Raw genomic sequence first — 15,351 nt, 5'->3', positions numbered from 1 at the left:
CGCCACTGCGGCGCTGCCGGCTGTGGCCACCGAACCGGCGACGACGGCACTGCCGGCCGTGGCAACCGATCCGGCGACCACGGCGCTGCCCTGGGTGGCGACCGAGCCGGCCACGACGGCACTGTCGACGGTCCTGATCGAGCCCGCGACGGCGTAGCTGTTCTCGGTCGCGGGTGAGCGCACCACAGCGCGCTCCTCGGCGAGGTTCACCGGCGGAACAGCTTGTTGCCCAGCCACACGATCGGATCGTATTTGCGGTCGGCCGCACGCTCTTTCATCGGGATCAGCGCGTTGTCGGTGATCTTGATGTGCTCGGGGCAGACCTCGGTGCAGCACTTGGTGATGTTGCAGTAGCCCAGACCGTTGTCCTCCTGGGCCTCCTCGGCCCGGTGGCCGTGCACGTCGAGGGGATGCATGTCCAGCTCGGCCTGGCGCATCAGGTAACGCGGACCGGCGAACGCCTCCTTGTTCTCCTCGTGGTCGCGCACCACGTGGCAGGTGTTCTGGCACAGGAAGCACTCGATGCACTTACGGAACTCCTGCGACCGGTTCACGTCCTCCTGCGCCATCCGGTACTCGCCGGGCTGCAGATCCTTCGGCGGGGTGAACGACGGGATCTCCCGCGCCTTCTCGTAATTGAAGGACACGTCGGTGACCAGGTCGCGCATCACCGGGAAGGTCCGCAACGGGGTCACCGTCACCGTCTCGGCCGGGTCGAACGTCGACATCCGGGTCATGCACATCAGCCTTGGGCGGCCGTTGATCTCGGCCGAACACGAGCCGCACTTGCCGGCCTTGCAGTTCCACCGCACAGCCAGGTCCGGGGTCTGGGTGGCCTGCAGCCGGTGGATGATGTCGAGCACCACCTCGCCCTCGTTGACCTCGACCTGGTAGTCCTGCAGGCCGCCGCCGCTGTCGTCGCCACGCCAAACCCGCATGTTCGCTTCATAGGCACTCATTGCTTCAGCCCTTCCGTTGCGGGTGCTCGGCGAGTTCTTCGTCGGTGTAGTACTTCTCGAGTTCGGACAGCTCGAAACAGCCGAGCAGGTCCGGCCGCATCGGTGCCTGCGGCTCGGCGGTGACGGTCACCGCCGGCACCTCCGAGATGCCCTCGGTGGCCGCCGCGTCGTGGGCCACCTTGCAGACCAGCAGCTTGTTGCGCCAGTGCGAGTCCATCTGCGGGAAGTCGTCGCGGGTGTGCCCGCCGCGGCTCTCGGTGCGCTGCAGCGCGGCCTTGGCCACGCATTCGCTGACCAGCAGCATGTTGCGCATGTCGATGGCCAGGTGCCAGCCGGGGTTGAAGATGCGACCGCCCTCGACGGTCACGTTCGCATAGCGCCTCTTGAGCTCGTCGATCTTGACCAGCGCCTCTTCGAGCTCACCCTGCTTGCGGATGATGCCGGCCAGGTCGTTCATCGACTGCTGCAGTTCGGCGTGCAGCGTGTAGGGATTCTCCGGGTTGGGCTTGGGCTCGAACGGCGACAGCGCGAGCTGCTGGGCGCCGTCGAGGGCGGAATCGGAGACCTTCGGCCGCTCGGCCAGCCCCCGCACGTAGTCCGAGGCGCCGACGCCGGCGCGCCGGCCGAACACCAGCAGGTCCGACAGTGAGTTGCCGCCGAGCCGGTTGGAGCCGTGCATACCCCCGGAGCACTCCCCGGCGGCGAACAGGCCGGGTGTGGCCGCACCGCCGGTGTCGGGGTCGACCTCGATGCCACCCATCACGTAGTGACAGGTCGGTCCGACCTCCATCTCGTCCTTGGTGATGTCGACCTCGGCGAGTTCGATGAACTGGTGGTACATCGACGGCAGCCGGCGCCTGATCTCCTCTGTGGGCATGCGCGAGGCGATGTCGAGGTACACCCCGCCGTGTGGGCTGCCCCGGCCGGCTTTGACCTCTTCGTTGATCGCGCGCGCAACCTCGTCGCGGGGCAACAGGTCAGGGGTACGCCGGGCCGAGTCGTTGTCCTTGAGCCACTGGTCGGCCTCTTCTTCGGTCTCGGCGTACTGCCCCTTGAATACGTCGGGGATGTAGTCGAACATGAAGCGCTTGCCGTCGGAGTTCTTGAGCACCCCGCCGTCGCCGCGCACGCCTTCGGTGACCAGGATGCCCTTCACCGACAGCGGCCAGACCATCCCGGTGGGATGGAACTGGATGAACTCCATGTTGATCAGGCCCGAGCCGGCGCGCAGCGCCAGTGCGTGGCCGTCGCCGGTGTACTCCCACGAGTTCGACGACACCTTGAACGACTTGCCGATACCGCCGGTGGCCAGCACGATGGCCGGCGCCTCGAACAGCACGAACTTGCCGGTTTCCCGGTAGTAGCCGAATGCTCCGGCGACCCGGCCGTTCTCGAGGATCAGCTCGGTGATCGAGGTTTCGTGAAAGACCTTGATCCGCGCGTCGTAGTCGCCGAGTTCGGCCTTGTCCTCCTGCTGCAGCGAGACGATCTTCTGCTGCAGGGTGCGGATGATCTCCAGGCCGGTGCGGTCACCGACGTGGGCCAGCCGGGGATAGGTGTGCCCGCCGAAGTTGCGCTGGCTGATCTTGCCGTCCTTGGTCCGGTCGAACAGCGCTCCGTAGGTCTCGAGCTCCCACACCCGGTCGGGTGCCTCCTGGGCGTGCAGTTCGGCCATTCGCCAGTTGTTGAGGAACTTGCCGCCGCGCATGGTGTCACCGAAGTGCACCTGCCAGGAGTCCTTGGTGTTGACGTTGCGCATCGCGGCCGCACAGCCGCCCTCGGCCATCACCGTGTGCGCCTTGCCGAACAGCGATTTGGTCACCACCGCAACCCGCAGGCCCCGCTCGCGGGCCTCGATCACCGCGCGCAGTCCGGCACCGCCGGCACCGATCACGACGACGTCGTACTCGTGCCGTTCCAGCTCACTCATAGAAGAAAAACCCTCACTAGTTCTTGGATTGAGTTGTCAGCCGATGAATCGCAGATCGGGGAACCACCCGGCTGCCAGCGCCATGACGTAGAAGTCGGTGAACATCAGGGTGCCCAGCGTGATCCACGCGAACATCTTGTGGCGGGTGTTGATCTTGCTGATCTGGGTCCACAGCCAGTACCGCACAGGGTGTTTGGAGAAGTGCTTGAGCCGGCCGCCGGCCACGTGCCGGCAGGAGTGGCAGGACAGCGTGTAGGCCCACAGCAGGACGACGTTCGTCACCAGAACGATGTTGCCCAGGCCGAATCCGAACCCGCTGGGGGAGTGGAAGGCGATGATCGCGTCGTAGGTGTTGATCACCGAGATGATCGCGGCGATGTAGAAGAAGTACCGGTGGGTGTTCTGGATGATCAGCGGGAAGCGGGTCTCACCGGTGTAGGTGGCGTGCGGTTCGGCGACCGCGCAGGCTGTCGGCGCCTGCCAGACCGTGCGGTAGTAGGCGCCGCGGTAGTAGTAGCACGTCAGCCGGAACAGCAGCAGGAACGGCAGTGACAGCGCCGCGTAGGGCAGCCACCAGACGTCGGGCAGGAACTGGCCGAAGTGGCTGGCCTCGGGAAGGCACCCGGTGCTGACGCACGGTGAGTAGAACGGCGTCAGGTAGTGGTAGTCCGGCACGTAGTACCACTTCTGCATGAACGCCCGGACGGTCGCGTAGATGATGAACGCGGCGAAGCCGAGGTCGATGATGACCGGCGACTTCCACCAGTTGTCGGTGCGGAGGGTGCGCTGCGAGATCTGGGCACGGCCAGGCGAGAAGACGCCGGTCGCGTTGCGGTCGGCGGCGGGTGCGCTCACATTTGCCTTTCGATGTTCTTCTGTCCCACGTACCCGGTGCGCCGCTCTGGCGCGCCGGGTTCAGCGCGTCCCGCCGAGTCCTTCGTCGTCGACGCCGCGCCAGAAATCGGTGTCGTATTGCGTATCCGGGATCGGGATCCGCTCTGCGACATGCTGGTGGCGGGTCACCCCGCGCGCCAACTCCAATTCCTCTGCATCGATGTCGAGTCGGTCGATATCGTTGAGGATGCGCTCGGCGTCATTGACGATGCGGCGGGTGCCAGGGCTGTCCCCGTATCGCGACGCCAGCGATGTCACGCACCGCCGGAGGTTTCCGATCAAATCGTGAAGCTCGGCGAGTTCGGTGGTGCTGGACAAGTGACCTCCTTGGGCTGAAGGGTGTCGGGAATCACACTACGACACCCGATGCTAGCCACATCACCGAAAAAAAGGTGAGACGGATCACTATGACGTGCGAAGGAAGACGATGGGCCACCAGGGACTGAGGCAGCCCGCAGAGACGTTCCTGGCGTTGCACACCCCCGGCGACCCCGTCGTGCTGCCCACGGTGTGGGACGCCTGGTCGGCGCGGCTGGCGGTCGGCGCCGGGTTCGCCGCGCTCACGGTCGGCAGCCACCCGGTGGCCGACTCGATCGGCCGTCCCGACAACGAGGGCATGACGTTCGACGAGTTGCTCACCCGGGTCGCCCAGATCACCGCCGCGGTCGACGTGCCGGTGTCGGTGGACGTCGAGTCCGGCTACGGCGAGGCGCCCACCCGGCTGATCGACGGGCTGCTGTCGGCCGGCGCGGTGGGGTGCAACATCGAGGACACCGTGCACGGCGAGGGTGGGCGGCTGCGCCCGGCCGGCGAGCATGCCCAGCTGGTGGGCGCGCTGCGCGCCGCGGCGGACGCGGCCGGGGTGCATGTGGTGATCAACGCCCGCACAGACCTGTTCCTGCGCGCCGACGGCGACCCGGCCGACCGGGTGGATCGCGCGATCGCCCGGTTGCGGCATGCCGCCGAGGCCGGTGCGGACGTGCTGTATCCCGTCGGGTTCCATGAGCCGGAGACCTTGCGGCGGTTGGCCTCCGAGCTCCCGTTGCCGGTGAACGCGATCGCCGCGCCGGACACCGCCGACCCCGCCTCGTACGGCCCGCTGGGCGTGGCCAGGATCAGCTTCGGTCCGTTGTGGCAGGCGGCACTGGCCAAGCGCGCCAACGAGATTCTGGCCCGCTGGAGGTAGCCGTCGGCGTGCCGGAAGAACCGGTGGGAGGCCGTGGGCTCCCACCGGTTCTGCGCTGTCGTGACTACTTGCTTTCGATGGCGATGCGCTGGGTCTCGGCGCCTTTGTGGGCACCGGCCACCCGGACGGTCAGCACGCCCGCGTCGTAGCCTGCCGAGACCGCCTCGCCGGTGACGTGGGTGGGCAGTGCGAACGAGCGGTGGAACGATCCGTAGCGGACCTCGCTGACCCGGCGTACGCCGCCGTCCTCCTGGCGTTCCTCGGACCGTTCGTCGCGGCGCTCACCGCGGATGACGAGCCGGCCCTTGTCCACCTCGACGGTGACGTCCTTGTCGACGTCGACGCCGGGCAGGTCGACCCGGATCACCGCGTCGTCGCCGTCGCGCTGGACCTCCACGGCCGGGTTGATGCCGCTGTCGCCGGCCCACGCGTTGACGGTGGCGGGTCCGAAGAAGTCGCGTACCCAGCGGTCGGTGTTGAACGGCGTCAGCGCCGGCCGCGACCACAGTGGCACAGCCGGAGTCGTGTTTCCCATTGATTCATCTCCTCGAGTCGTGACCGGCCCCTGTGCCGGTACCTCCACCCGATAGAACTTGAGTCTGGGCCGCTCATGTTCCGATTCGCTGTTCGCCCGCAGCGAACGGCCTCACAGCTTCGCGGCACCGGGCGTGAGCACACTGTGATGGTCGCTTCACACGAGGCGACATCGAGGCAATATCGTCTCCATAGCCTGACCGGCATGGCTGCCACCGCACATGTCGTGGTCGTCGGCCACGGGATGGTGGGCCACCGCTTCGTCGAGGCCCTCCGCTCCCGTGACACCGACGGCAGATGGCGTATCACCGTCCTGGCCGAGGAACTCGACGCCGCCTACGACCGGGTCGGCCTCACCGGCTACACCGAGCACTGGGACCGGGCGCGGCTCGCCCTGCCCGGAAACGACTACGCGGGCGACTCCCTGGTAGACGTCCGGTTGGGCGCCCGGGTGACCGGATTCGATCCGGCCGCCAAGGTGGTGAGCACCGACGACGGCGAGCAGTTCGGCTACGACGCGGTGGTGCTGGCGACGGGGTCCTACGCTTTCGTGCCGCCGGTCCCCGGCCACGATCTGCCGCCCTGCCATGTCTATCGCACGCTCGACGACCTCGATGCGATCCGCGCCGACGCCTCCCGCGCGGTGGCGGACGGCAAGCCGGCCACCGGCGTAGTGATCGGCGGTGGCCTGCTCGGGCTCGAGGCCGCCAATGCGCTGCGCGGGTTCGGGATGGGTGCCCACGTGGTCGAGATGGCACCCCGGCTGATGGCCCAACAGCTCGACGAGGCCGGCGGTGCGCTGCTGACCCGGATGATCACCGACCTCGGCATCGACGTTCACGTCGGCGTCGGGACCGAGAAGATCGAACCCGCCGACGACGGCGCCGTGCGCGTCACGTTGAGCGACGGGGCGACCGTCGATGCCGGCGTCGTGGTGTTCGCAGCGGGTGTGCGCCCGCGCGACGAACTGGCCCGCCAGGCGGGGCTGGCGATCGCCGAACGCGGCGGTGTGCTCACCGACACCGGTTGTGCGGCCGTCGATGCGCCGGGCGCGGGTGTCTACGCGATCGGCGAGGTCGCCGCCGTCGAGGGCCGCTGTTACGGCCTGGTCGGTCCCGGCTACACCAGCGCCGAGGTGGTCGCGGATCGGTTGTTGGGGGGTGCGGCGGAGTTCCCCGAAGCCGACATGTCCACCAAGCTCAAGCTGCTCGGTGTCGATGTCGCCAGCTTCGGTGATGCGATGGGGGCGACCCCGGACTGTCTCGAGGTGGCCGTCAACGACGCGGTCGGGTGCACCTACGCCAAGCTGGTGCTCTCCGACGACGCCAAGACCCTGCTCGGCGGCATTCTCGTCGGCGACGCGTCCGCCTACGGCGTGTTGCGGCCGATGGTCGGGGAGCCGCTGCCGGGGGATCCGCTCGGGCTGATCGCACCGGCCGGATCCGAGGGCGGGGCATCGGGTCTGGGCGTCGGGGCGCTGCCGGACGCGGCGCAGATCTGCTCATGCAACAACGTCACCAAGGGGGATCTGACCGCGGCCATCGGCGAGGGGTGCCATGACGTGCCCGCGCTGAAGGGCTGCACCAAGGCCGGCACCTCGTGCGGGTCGTGCGTGCCGCTGCTCAAGCAGTTGCTCGAGGCGCAGGGCGTCGAGCAGTCCAAGGCGCTCTGCGAACACTTCAGCCAGTCGCGGGCCGAACTGTTCGAGATCGTCGGCGCCACCGAGATCCGCACCTTCTCCGGGCTCATCGCGCGGTTCGGCACCGGGAAGGGCTGCGACATCTGCAAACCCGTGGTCGCCTCGATCCTGGCCTCGACGAGTTCGGACCACATCCTCGACGGCGAGCAGGCCTCGCTGCAGGATTCCAACGACCACTTTCTGGCCAACATCCAGCGCAACGGCAGCTACTCGGTGGTGCCCCGGGTGCCCGGCGGGGACATCACCCCCGAGCACCTGATCCTGATCGGGCAGATCGCCAAGGAGTTCGACCTCTACACCAAGATCACCGGCGGCCAGCGCATCGACATGTTCGGCGCCAGGGTCGACCAGCTGCCCGAGATCTGGCGCCGCCTGGTCGAGGGCGGCATGGAGTCCGGGCACGCCTACGGCAAGGCGCTGCGCACCGTGAAGAGCTGTGTGGGCAGCGACTGGTGCCGTTACGGCCAGCAGGATTCGGTGCAGATGGCCATCAACCTGGAGCTGCGCTACCGCGGCCTGCGCGCGCCGCACAAGATCAAGATGGGGGTGTCGGGTTGTGCGCGCGAATGTGCCGAGGCGCGCGGCAAGGACGTCGGCGTGATCGCCACCGAGAACGGCTGGAACCTCTATGTCGGCGGCAACGGGGGCATGACGCCGCGGCATGCCGAGCTGCTGGCCGGTGACCTCGACGACGAGACCTTGGTCCGGTATGTCGACCGGTTCCTGATGTACTACATCCGCACCGCAGATCGGTTGCAGCGCACCGCACCCTGGGTGGAGGAGACGGGTCTCGACCACGTGCGTGAGGTCGTGTGTGACGACTCGCTGGGGCTTGCCGCGGAGTTCGAAGCCGCGATCGGGCGCCACGTCGAAGGCTATGCGTGCGAATGGAAGGGCGTGCTGGAGGACCCGGAGAAGTTGTCGCGGTTCGTGTCCTTCGTCAACGCCCCGGACACCGTCGATCCGACCGTGACCTTCACCGAGCGGGACGGGCGCCGGGTGCCCACCGACATCGGCATGCCGAAGATAGGAGGGTAGCGACGATGACGCTGCTGGGTGACGTCACCGTGTGGACGACGGCATGCCCTTACGACCGGCTGACGGCCAACCGGGGTGTCGGGGTGCTGCTGCCCGACGGTGTTCAGGCCGCGCTCTTCCGGCTCGACGACGGCGCGGTGTACGCGGTCGGCAACATCGACCCGTTCTCCGGCGCCGCGGTGATGTCGCGGGGCATCGTCGGTGACCGCGCCGGCCGGCCGACGGTTCAAACACCCATCAAGAAGCAGGCTTTCGCGCTCGACGACGGTAGCTGTCTGGATGATCCGGAGCGCTCGCTGCCGGTGTACGCCACCAGGATCACGGCGGACGGAGACGTCCAGGTCGGCTCCTGACCCCGACTGCCGCGAACGTGCGTTCCCGGTCGCTCGACAGCGCTGTCGACTACCGGGAACGCGCGTTCGCGGTGACCCGGGTGCCCTGTTGCCCGTTCGAGATCAAAGTGAGGACTTTCGGCCCACGACGTGCCCGCGTCCGATCCCTACCGTGGTTGCCATGACCTACGTGATCGGTAGTGCGTGCGTGGACATCGTGGACAAGTCCTGCATGCAAGAGTGCCCGGCGGACTGCATCTACGAAGGCGACCGGGCGATGTACATCAACCCCAACGAGTGCGTCGACTGTGGAGCCTGCCGGCTGGCCTGCCGGGTGGACGCGATCTACTACGAGACGGACCTGCCCGACGAGGAGGCGCAGTTCCTCGAGGACAACGCGGCGTTCTTCACGATGACCCTGCCGGGCCGTGACGCGCCGCTGGGTGATCCGGGCGGAGCGCTGAGTCTGGGCCGGGTCGGTGCGGACACCCCGCTGGTGGCCGCACTGCCGCCGTCAACGACCCCGCATCCCTGAGGGCTCGGCCCCCGCGCGGGCGAACCTGTTGCTGATCAGCCGGGCCACCCCGGGATGGGTGCCAAGCGGGTCGGTGACCAGGTCGGCGCCGCTGCCGCGCAGCCGGTCCTGGAACAGCCCCTCGGACAACAGGTATGACGCGACGACGACGCGGCGGTGCGGACGGCGCCGCCGCACCGCGGTGACGGCGTCGGCCACCCGGGGGTCGCCGGTCGCCGCGAAGGCGAGTTCGACCCGGGAGCCGACCGTCGCCGACAGCGCGGTCGCGGTGGTGTGCAGGTCGCGCATGGCGCCGCGGTCCGAGGTTCCGGCGGCGGCGAGGATCACCGAATCTCCGGGCTGCCAGCCGATTTCGAGTAGCCGGTCGACCAGCACCCGCACCAGCGCGGGGTCGGGCCCCAGCGCCCGGGCGACGGTCACATCGGGATGGCCACTTGCCGTGACGTGTTCGGGGATGTCGCTGGTCACGTGGTAGCCGCGGGCCAGGAACGCGGGGACCAGCACCGTCGGCTCGTCCGTGGACGCGCTGAGCAGCTCGCCGGGACTGGGGCCGAGCACGTCGACGAACGCCACCCGGACCGGCCGGTCCAGCATCCGTGCGACCTGTTCGGCCAGATCCCCGATCAGCGACACCCCGCGCTGCACCCGGGTGCCGTGTGCGACCAGCAGGAAACTCATGACGCAAAGGCCTCGTCGACGGTCAGCCGGTAGCCGCGTTTGACCACGGTCGAGACCATCGTCTTGTCGCCCAGTGCGGTGCGCAGCCGCAGCACCGCGGTCTCGACCGCGTGCGGGTCGGTGCTGCTACCCGGCAGCGCACGCAGCAGGTCGGCGCGTGACACCACGGTGCCCGGCCGCAGCGCCAGCGCCCGGATGGTCGCCATCGCCGCCGGCGACATCGTCTTGACCGCGCCGTCGACCACGACGCAGTTTCCCCGGATCTCGAGCAGGTGGCCGGCCACCCGCACGGTGCGGGCCTGCAGCAGCGGAAGCTCGTCGGTGATGTGGCGCGCCAGCGCGCCGAGGCGCATCCGCTCCGGGGCCGAGGTCGGCACCCCCAGCCGCACCAGCGGACGCGCGGTCACCGGTCCGACACACATCGCGTGCACGCCGCGGCGCAGCGCCGAGAGGACTGCGTCCTCGAGGCCCATCTCGCCGGCCCGCATGAGCACCGACGCGACGGCGGGCGCTGAGGTGAAGCTGACCGCGTCGAATTTCTCCTCGGCGATCCCGGCGACCAGCTGATCGAAGTCGCCGTTGCGGGGCGCCGGATGCCAGCGGTACACCCGGATCGGGACGACCTGCGCTCCGGCTGCCCGTAGTTCGTCGAGGAACTCGGGGAACGGATCCCAATCGTTGGTGGCGCCGTGCAGCTGGACGGCGATGCGGGCGCCCGCGATGCCGCCCTCGATCAGGTAGTGCGCCAGCTCCCGGGAGGATTCCGAATCCGGGGACCACTCCTCGGGCAGTCCGCCTGCCCGCAGCGCGCCGGTGGCCTTGGGGCCGCGGGAGACCACCCGGGCCTTGCTCAGCGCCTCGGTCAGCTCGGCGGCGGTGCCCCACCCGTCGGCCGCGGCCATCCAGCCGCGGAAGCCGATCCCGGTCGTGGCGATCACGATGTCGGGTGGTGTGGCGATCAGGGCCTGGGTGTTCTGCTGCAGTTCGTCGTCGTCGGGCAGCGGCACCATCTCGATCGCGGCGGCGCTGGTGACGGTGGCGCCGCGACGGCGAAGCAGCGTGGCGAGCTCGTCGGCCCGCCGCGCTGACGTCACCGCGACCCGGAATCCGGTGAGCGGCGACCAGTCCGGCTCACTCATGCCCCCTGTCTATGCAGGTGGTGTTTCGGGCTGATTACGCGGCGATTGCCTGGTCGTGTCGCGCCCGCTCGGGCCGTGAATTTCCGCTCACCCCCGGCATCGGTGGGCTGTGAGGACCGATCACCACACGTCGCCGTCACGCCAATCGCAGGTCAGGGCCGCTTCCGGGTCCAGCGCGACGCCCGGCGGCAACGCACCCGGCAGCACCATCACGGTCCCGTCGTCCTGCGGAGTCGCCTGCACCCCGGCGGGGGAGAGCACCGACGTCGGCCCCCGCCACGACAGCCACCCGCGGCCGGCGTACACGGGCCGGCCCAGCTCGGTGGCGCTGAGCGCGCCGAGGTGATGCCCACCCCGGATGACCTGCTCGACGGCGTCCATCAGCGCGGTTCCCAGGCCCTGACCGCGCTGGTCCTCGCGCACCGCCAACCCCTCGATGTAGCCGCAGCGCAGCACGGCGTCCTGGTGCAGGAGCCGGCGTTGCACCACGGCGGCATGGCCGATCAGGGCGCCCCGCCAGCAGATCACGGCATGCATGCCGCCCAGCGCGTGTTCCCAGTCGGTGTCGGTGAACTCGCCGCCGAACGCCTCGGCGACCATCTGCCGGGCGTGTTCGCGGGTCTCGTCGTCGAGATCGGAGGTGTGGACGAGCCGTGCACGCACACTTCCGGTTCTACCAGCGACCGCGGTGCGCCGCTGTGGTACTGGTCAGGTCAGGGCCCGAACGGGAAGCTGGCCTCCCGTTCGGCCGGTCCGCCTCACTGCCCGAACGGGCTGCGCGGGCGTGCCCAGTGCAGCCGGACCGTCTGCCCGGCCCGGGCCTGGGAGAGTTTGTCGATGTCGTCGTCGGTCACCACCCCGACCACCGGATAGCCGCCGGTGACCGGGTGATCGGGACCCAGGATCACCGGGAAACCGTTGGGCGGGATCTGGATCGCGCCGCGGGTGGCGCCCTCACTGGGGAGCTGGCGCTCCGGTTGGCGGTACTCCAGAGGCATCCCGACCAGACGGACTCCCACCCGGTCGCTGCGGTTGGTGACCTGCCAGTTGGTGCGCACCAGGATGTCGGGGTCGACGAACCAGTCGTCGCGAGGCCCGGGTACGACCATCAGGTCGAGTACGTCGCCGGCGAGCGCGGCGACCGGCGCCTGATCGAGTTCGGGGAAGTCGGCGGTGTGTGCGCCCACCGGCAGCATGTCACCCGGCCGCAGCGGCAACGGGCCGATCGCCGACATCACGTCGTAGCTGCGCGAGCCGAGCACCGGTTCGACGTCGATGCCGCCGCGCACGGCGAGATAGGACCGCAGACCCGCGCGCGGGGCTCCCAGCGAGATGAGCTCGCCGTCGTGCACGTAGTGGATGCTGTTGGTGCCGAACGGAACACCGTCGGCGGCCGGGTCGGCGTCGGCCCCGGTCACGGCGATCGCGACGCCGTCGCCATCGCCGCTGTGCACCCGCGCGGTGAAGCCGCCCATCGTGACCTCGACGGTGGCGCGGTCGTCAGGATTTGCGACCAGCCGGTTGGCCAGCGCGTGGGCGCGCCGGTCCGCGGCGCCGGAGCGGGTGACGCCCAGCCGCGACAGGCCGGCCCGGCCCAGATCTTCGACCAGCGCCATCGGGCCGGTCTGCAGGACCTCGAGTGTCACGCCGGAATCGTTCATGACGGCACCGCCCGGAACTGCACCCACATACCGGGAACCAACAGCGCCGGTTTCTCCCGGTCGGTGTCCCACAGCACCGCCGAGGTGCGACCGATCAGCTGCCAGCCGCCGGGTGACTGGCGGGGATAGATGCCGGTGAACTCCCCGGCCAGGCCGACCGATCCGACCGGAACCTTGGTCCGCGGGTCCGATCGCCGGGGCACCGTGAGGCGTTCGTCGCCGCCGACGAGGTAGCCGAACCCCGGTGCGAATCCGCTGAATCCGACTCGCCACGGGCGGCCGGTGTGGGCGGCCACGACCTGCTGGGCGTCCAGCCCGGTCAGGCGAGCCACCTCGTCGAGATCGGTGCCGTCGTAGACCACGTCGATGGTGAGGTCGACCCCTGCGTCCGGCGGTGCGGCCCCACCCGAGCAGGCGGACTCGCTCACCTCGACCCGGGCGAGTCGCTGGCGCGTCGGCGCCTGATAGCCCGGTCGGGCGAGCTTGATCAGGACGGTGCGGGCGGCCGGAACGATGTCCTCGACACCGGGCAGTTCGGCCGCGCGCAGCGCCTCGTCCCAGGCCAGGACCTCGTCGGTGCCCTCGCATTCGAGCAGCAGCGCCCGGTCCCCGTAGTCACGGATTCCGGCGCTGCGAGTGCGCATCGTGTCGGTCGCATCGGCTGTCACGCTCATCCCCCGAAGCTACCCGCGAGTAGCGTGTAAAGCTGCCGCTCTGTTCAGTTTGCCAGAACGACCTTAATAACGGCTCAACCTGCGAGCTGGTAGGTGGGCTCGCGTCGCTTGATGGCTGCGATCACCCGGTAGGTGATCGGCAGCATGACGACCTCGACGGCGGTCTTGTAGACCCAGCCCTGGGCGGTGTAGGTGGCGAAGTCGCCGAAGCTGGTGATCCCGATGGCGCTGGCGGCGATGGCGCAGAACACCACGGTGTCGCCGAGCTGGCCGACGAACGTCGACCCGATCAGCCGCGCCCACAGGTACTTCTCCTTGGTGCGCTCCTTGATCAGCACCATGACCCACGCGTTGAGGGTCTGTCCCACGATGAACCCGGCCAGGCCGGCGATGATCAGCGCGGTGTAGGCCTGCACCACGTTCTCGAAATGTTCCTGGTTGGGGTAGAAATCTGCCGCCGGCAGGTAGATGGTGACCCAGAAGGCCAGCGCGGCGAGAGCGTTCATCGCAAAGCCGGTGTAGATGGCCCGGCGGGCGGCCTTGAAGCCGTAGACCTCGGAAAGCACGTCGCCGATGACGTAGGTCAGCGGGAAGACGATGAAGCCGCCGTCGGTGATGATGGGCCCGAACTCGACGCCCTTGGTGGCGGTGACGTTGGAGATGATGACCAGCGCGGTGAACACCGCGACGAGCACCGGATAGTAGGCCGAACCCACCCGGGCGAAGACGGCGTGGCCCTGTTCGGCGGTCTCGTGGCTGGTCACCGAGCCATTAGATCAGTTCAGCGCCGCCGCGATCATCTGCGGCAACCGCTCTGCCACCACCGGGTAGGACAAGGTCGAGGCGTAGGCGATGGCACCGGCCAGTTCCTTCCCGGTGAACACGTGCCGCTTCTGTCCGGTCGCCGACAGTGCCGCGACGGCCGGATCGCCGAGTAGCGCCGCCTGCTCCTCGTCGCTTTCGGTGGTCCAGATCAGGACGTCGACCGGATCCAGGACGGCCGCCAGCCGGTCGGCCGGGATCAGGGTCTCGTCGGTGTCGGCGACACGCAGCCCCATCTGGGTGAGGAACTCGCTGCGCCACGGCGGGCCGGCGATCTGCACACCGCCACGCTGCAGGCGGCCGTGCAGCAGCACCGCCGAGGCCTGCGCGAACTGCGGGTTGGCGTCTTTGACCTGGGTGAACTCGGAATCGACGTCGGCGATGAGGCCCCGCATCTTCGCGTGCCGGAACATCGCCTGGCCGATCGCGGTGGCCCGGTCGCGCCACGGTTCGAAGAACGCCGCCTGCCCGGACTGGGGAATGGTCGGCGCGATCGCCGAGAGCTTGGTGTAGGTGCCCTTGTCGAGGCCGGCGTCGGTCGCCACGATCAGGTCCGGGCGCAGCGCGGCGATCTGGTCGACCTGCACCCCGTCGGCGAGGCTCAGCACCACCGGCGTGGCCCCGCCGAGCAGTGGCAGTGCCCAGGGCCAGACGCCGAACGGTTCGTCGCCGAACCAGTTCGTCACCGCGATCGGCGCCTTACCGAGCGCGAGCAGATCGTCGGCATCGGTCAGGCCGGCACTGACCACCCGGGTGGGCGGCGCCGGGACCCTGGTCTCGCCGAATGCGTGTTTGACGGTGACCGAACCGTCCTCGGCGACCTCGCCCGGTTCATCGGTTCCGCACGCCGTGATCAGGACGGCCCCAGCGGCTGTCCCGGCCGCTGCGGCCAACATGCTGCGCCGGGACCACATGCGATGACCGGACGGTCAGGGCACCGGGGCCGGGATGGGCAGCGGCGGCCAGATCGGCGGGGGTGCCGACGCCGGAACCGGCGGTGACCCGGGCGCCGGTGGCGGTGGCGCGAGGGGGTCGGCGTAGGGCGCCGGCGGCAACCAGTTCTCCGGCCCCATCACACCGGGGCCTACTGACTGGAAGAACTCGGCGGAGTTGCCCATCGTCCACAGGTCGCGCACGAAGTCGAACTGGCCGGTGTTGTTGAAGTCCGCATTCGGCACCGGAGGGATGTAGGGGGCGCCCGCGGGCGGTGGTGGCGGTGGCAGCGCCGGGTCGACCGGCGGAACGGGCTGTGCGGTCGCCTGGGCGGCGG

The 15,351-nt window shown here is 69.2% G+C and carries 16 protein-coding genes and 2 pseudogenes; 4 read left to right on the top strand and 14 right to left on the bottom strand.

Annotated elements, in window-relative coordinates; translation table 11 throughout:
- From ACXAID_RS21725 to ACXAID_RS21705, 5 genes and pseudogenes are all read right to left on the bottom strand, one after another.
- Nucleotides 1–210 (bottom strand): annotated as a pseudogene (locus tag ACXAID_RS21725) (hypothetical protein); the annotation flags it as partial.
- A complete protein-coding gene (locus tag ACXAID_RS21720; protein ID WP_475024265.1) occupies nucleotides 207–959 on the bottom strand; it encodes a succinate dehydrogenase/fumarate reductase iron-sulfur subunit in 753 nt (250 codons plus the stop codon). The gene ACXAID_RS21720 and the pseudogene ACXAID_RS21725, both read right to left, overlap by 4 nt.
- Before the next feature lie 4 nt (nucleotides 960–963).
- Nucleotides 964–2,889 carry a fumarate reductase/succinate dehydrogenase flavoprotein subunit gene (locus ACXAID_RS21715; RefSeq protein ID WP_475024264.1) on the bottom strand — a complete coding sequence of 642 codons (1,926 nt, stop codon included), beginning with the start codon at nucleotides 2,887–2,889 and terminating at the stop codon, nucleotides 964–966.
- Nucleotides 2,890–2,925: 36 nt separating this feature from the next.
- A complete protein-coding gene (locus ACXAID_RS21710; RefSeq protein WP_475024263.1) occupies nucleotides 2,926–3,744 on the bottom strand; it encodes a hypothetical protein in 819 nt (272 codons plus the stop codon).
- 60 nt (nucleotides 3,745–3,804) lie between these two features.
- On the bottom strand, nucleotides 3,805–4,101 hold the full coding sequence (locus ACXAID_RS21705; RefSeq protein ID WP_475024262.1) for a hypothetical protein: 297 nt from the start codon (nucleotides 4,099–4,101) through the stop codon (nucleotides 3,805–3,807).
- Nucleotides 4,102–4,210: 109 nt separating this feature from the next.
- On the opposite strand from ACXAID_RS21705, the gene ACXAID_RS21700 reads away from it, so the two are divergent.
- Nucleotides 4,211–4,969: an isocitrate lyase/PEP mutase family protein gene (locus ACXAID_RS21700; RefSeq protein ID WP_475024261.1), complete on the top strand. Its 759-nt coding sequence runs from the start codon at nucleotides 4,211–4,213 to the stop codon at nucleotides 4,967–4,969.
- Between the two features lie 64 nt (nucleotides 4,970–5,033).
- Here the strand turns inward: ACXAID_RS21700 and ACXAID_RS21695 are convergent, their stop codons facing one another.
- Nucleotides 5,034–5,504: an Hsp20/alpha crystallin family protein gene (locus tag ACXAID_RS21695; RefSeq protein ID WP_475024260.1), complete on the bottom strand. Its 471-nt coding sequence runs from the start codon at nucleotides 5,502–5,504 to the stop codon at nucleotides 5,034–5,036.
- A 204-nt stretch (nucleotides 5,505–5,708) separates the two neighbouring features.
- On the opposite strand from ACXAID_RS21695, the gene nirB reads away from it, so the two are divergent.
- From nirB to fdxA, 3 genes are all read left to right on the top strand, one after another.
- On the top strand, nucleotides 5,709–8,240 hold the full coding sequence (gene nirB / locus ACXAID_RS21690) for a nitrite reductase large subunit NirB (RefSeq protein ID WP_475024259.1): 2,532 nt from the start codon (nucleotides 5,709–5,711) through the stop codon (nucleotides 8,238–8,240).
- A 5-nt stretch (nucleotides 8,241–8,245) separates the two neighbouring features.
- The gene (nirD, locus tag ACXAID_RS21685; RefSeq protein WP_475024258.1) at nucleotides 8,246–8,593 is read left to right on the top strand and encodes a nitrite reductase small subunit NirD; all 348 of its coding nucleotides are present in this window, start codon (nucleotides 8,246–8,248) and stop codon (nucleotides 8,591–8,593) included.
- 160 nt (nucleotides 8,594–8,753) lie between these two features.
- Entirely contained in the window at nucleotides 8,754–9,107 is a 354-nt protein-coding gene (gene fdxA, locus ACXAID_RS21680; RefSeq protein ID WP_475024257.1) for a ferredoxin, read from the top strand.
- Here the strand turns inward: fdxA and ACXAID_RS21675 are convergent.
- From ACXAID_RS21675 to ACXAID_RS21640, 8 genes and pseudogenes are all read right to left on the bottom strand, one after another.
- Entirely contained in the window at nucleotides 9,087–9,785 is a 699-nt protein-coding gene (locus tag ACXAID_RS21675; RefSeq protein WP_475024256.1) for a sirohydrochlorin chelatase, read from the bottom strand. The genes fdxA and ACXAID_RS21675 overlap by 21 nt on opposite strands.
- Nucleotides 9,782–10,924 carry a uroporphyrinogen-III synthase gene (locus tag ACXAID_RS21670; protein ID WP_475024255.1) on the bottom strand — a complete coding sequence of 381 codons (1,143 nt, stop codon included), beginning with the start codon at nucleotides 10,922–10,924 and terminating at the stop codon, nucleotides 9,782–9,784. The genes ACXAID_RS21675 and ACXAID_RS21670 overlap by 4 nt, the downstream gene beginning before the upstream one ends.
- Before the next feature lie 120 nt (nucleotides 10,925–11,044).
- Nucleotides 11,045–11,587: a GNAT family N-acetyltransferase gene (locus ACXAID_RS21665; protein ID WP_475024254.1), complete on the bottom strand. Its 543-nt coding sequence runs from the start codon at nucleotides 11,585–11,587 to the stop codon at nucleotides 11,045–11,047.
- Between the two features lie 95 nt (nucleotides 11,588–11,682).
- Entirely contained in the window at nucleotides 11,683–12,585 is a 903-nt protein-coding gene (locus ACXAID_RS21660; RefSeq protein ID WP_475024253.1) for a 5-oxoprolinase/urea amidolyase family protein, read from the bottom strand.
- Nucleotides 12,582–13,259 carry a 5-oxoprolinase subunit B family protein gene (locus ACXAID_RS21655; RefSeq protein ID WP_475024252.1) on the bottom strand — a complete coding sequence of 226 codons (678 nt, stop codon included), beginning with the start codon at nucleotides 13,257–13,259 and terminating at the stop codon, nucleotides 12,582–12,584. Before ACXAID_RS21655 ends, ACXAID_RS21660 begins: the two co-directional genes overlap by 4 nt.
- Nucleotides 13,260–13,333: 74 nt before the next feature.
- Nucleotides 13,334–14,023, bottom strand: a complete 690-nt coding sequence (locus tag ACXAID_RS21650; protein ID WP_475024251.1) for a queuosine precursor transporter — start codon at nucleotides 14,021–14,023, stop codon at nucleotides 13,334–13,336.
- 12 nt (nucleotides 14,024–14,035) lie between these two features.
- Nucleotides 14,036–14,977, bottom strand: coding sequence for an ABC transporter substrate-binding protein (locus ACXAID_RS21645; protein ID WP_475024250.1), 942 nt, complete (start codon nucleotides 14,975–14,977; stop codon nucleotides 14,036–14,038).
- A 33-nt stretch (nucleotides 14,978–15,010) separates the two neighbouring features.
- Nucleotides 15,011–15,351 (bottom strand): annotated as a pseudogene (locus ACXAID_RS21640) (hypothetical protein); the annotation flags it as partial.

Source organism: Mycobacterium sp. ABE4_509 (genome assembly GCF_056160785.1).
This window is presented reverse-complemented; position numbering and strand designations above follow the sequence as displayed.

What these genes read in the sequence shown, in the direction of transcription:
- ACXAID_RS21720 (WP_475024265.1), bottom strand. Translation starts at nt 959, where the DNA reads ATGAGTGCCTATGAAGCGAACATGCGGGTTTGGCGTGGCGACGACAGC.
- nirD (WP_475024258.1), top strand. Translation starts at nt 8,246, where the DNA reads ATGACGCTGCTGGGTGACGTCACCGTGTGGACGACGGCATGCCCTTAC.
- ACXAID_RS21700 (WP_475024261.1), top strand. Translation starts at nt 4,211, where the DNA reads ATGGGCCACCAGGGACTGAGGCAGCCCGCAGAGACGTTCCTGGCGTTG.
- ACXAID_RS21715 (WP_475024264.1), bottom strand. Translation starts at nt 2,889, where the DNA reads ATGAGTGAGCTGGAACGGCACGAGTACGACGTCGTCGTGATCGGTGCC.
- ACXAID_RS21695 (WP_475024260.1), bottom strand. Translation starts at nt 5,504, where the DNA reads ATGGGAAACACGACTCCGGCTGTGCCACTGTGGTCGCGGCCGGCGCTG.
- fdxA (WP_475024257.1), top strand. Translation starts at nt 8,754, where the DNA reads ATGACCTACGTGATCGGTAGTGCGTGCGTGGACATCGTGGACAAGTCC.
- ACXAID_RS21655 (WP_475024252.1), bottom strand. Translation starts at nt 13,259, where the DNA reads ATGAGCGTGACAGCCGATGCGACCGACACGATGCGCACTCGCAGCGCC.
- ACXAID_RS21660 (WP_475024253.1), bottom strand. Translation starts at nt 12,585, where the DNA reads ATGAACGATTCCGGCGTGACACTCGAGGTCCTGCAGACCGGCCCGATG.
- ACXAID_RS21645 (WP_475024250.1), bottom strand. Translation starts at nt 14,977, where the DNA reads ATGTTGGCCGCAGCGGCCGGGACAGCCGCTGGGGCCGTCCTGATCACG.
- ACXAID_RS21670 (WP_475024255.1), bottom strand. Translation starts at nt 10,924, where the DNA reads ATGAGTGAGCCGGACTGGTCGCCGCTCACCGGATTCCGGGTCGCGGTG.
- nirB (WP_475024259.1), top strand. Translation starts at nt 5,709, where the DNA reads ATGGCTGCCACCGCACATGTCGTGGTCGTCGGCCACGGGATGGTGGGC.
- ACXAID_RS21675 (WP_475024256.1), bottom strand. Translation starts at nt 9,785, where the DNA reads ATGAGTTTCCTGCTGGTCGCACACGGCACCCGGGTGCAGCGCGGGGTG.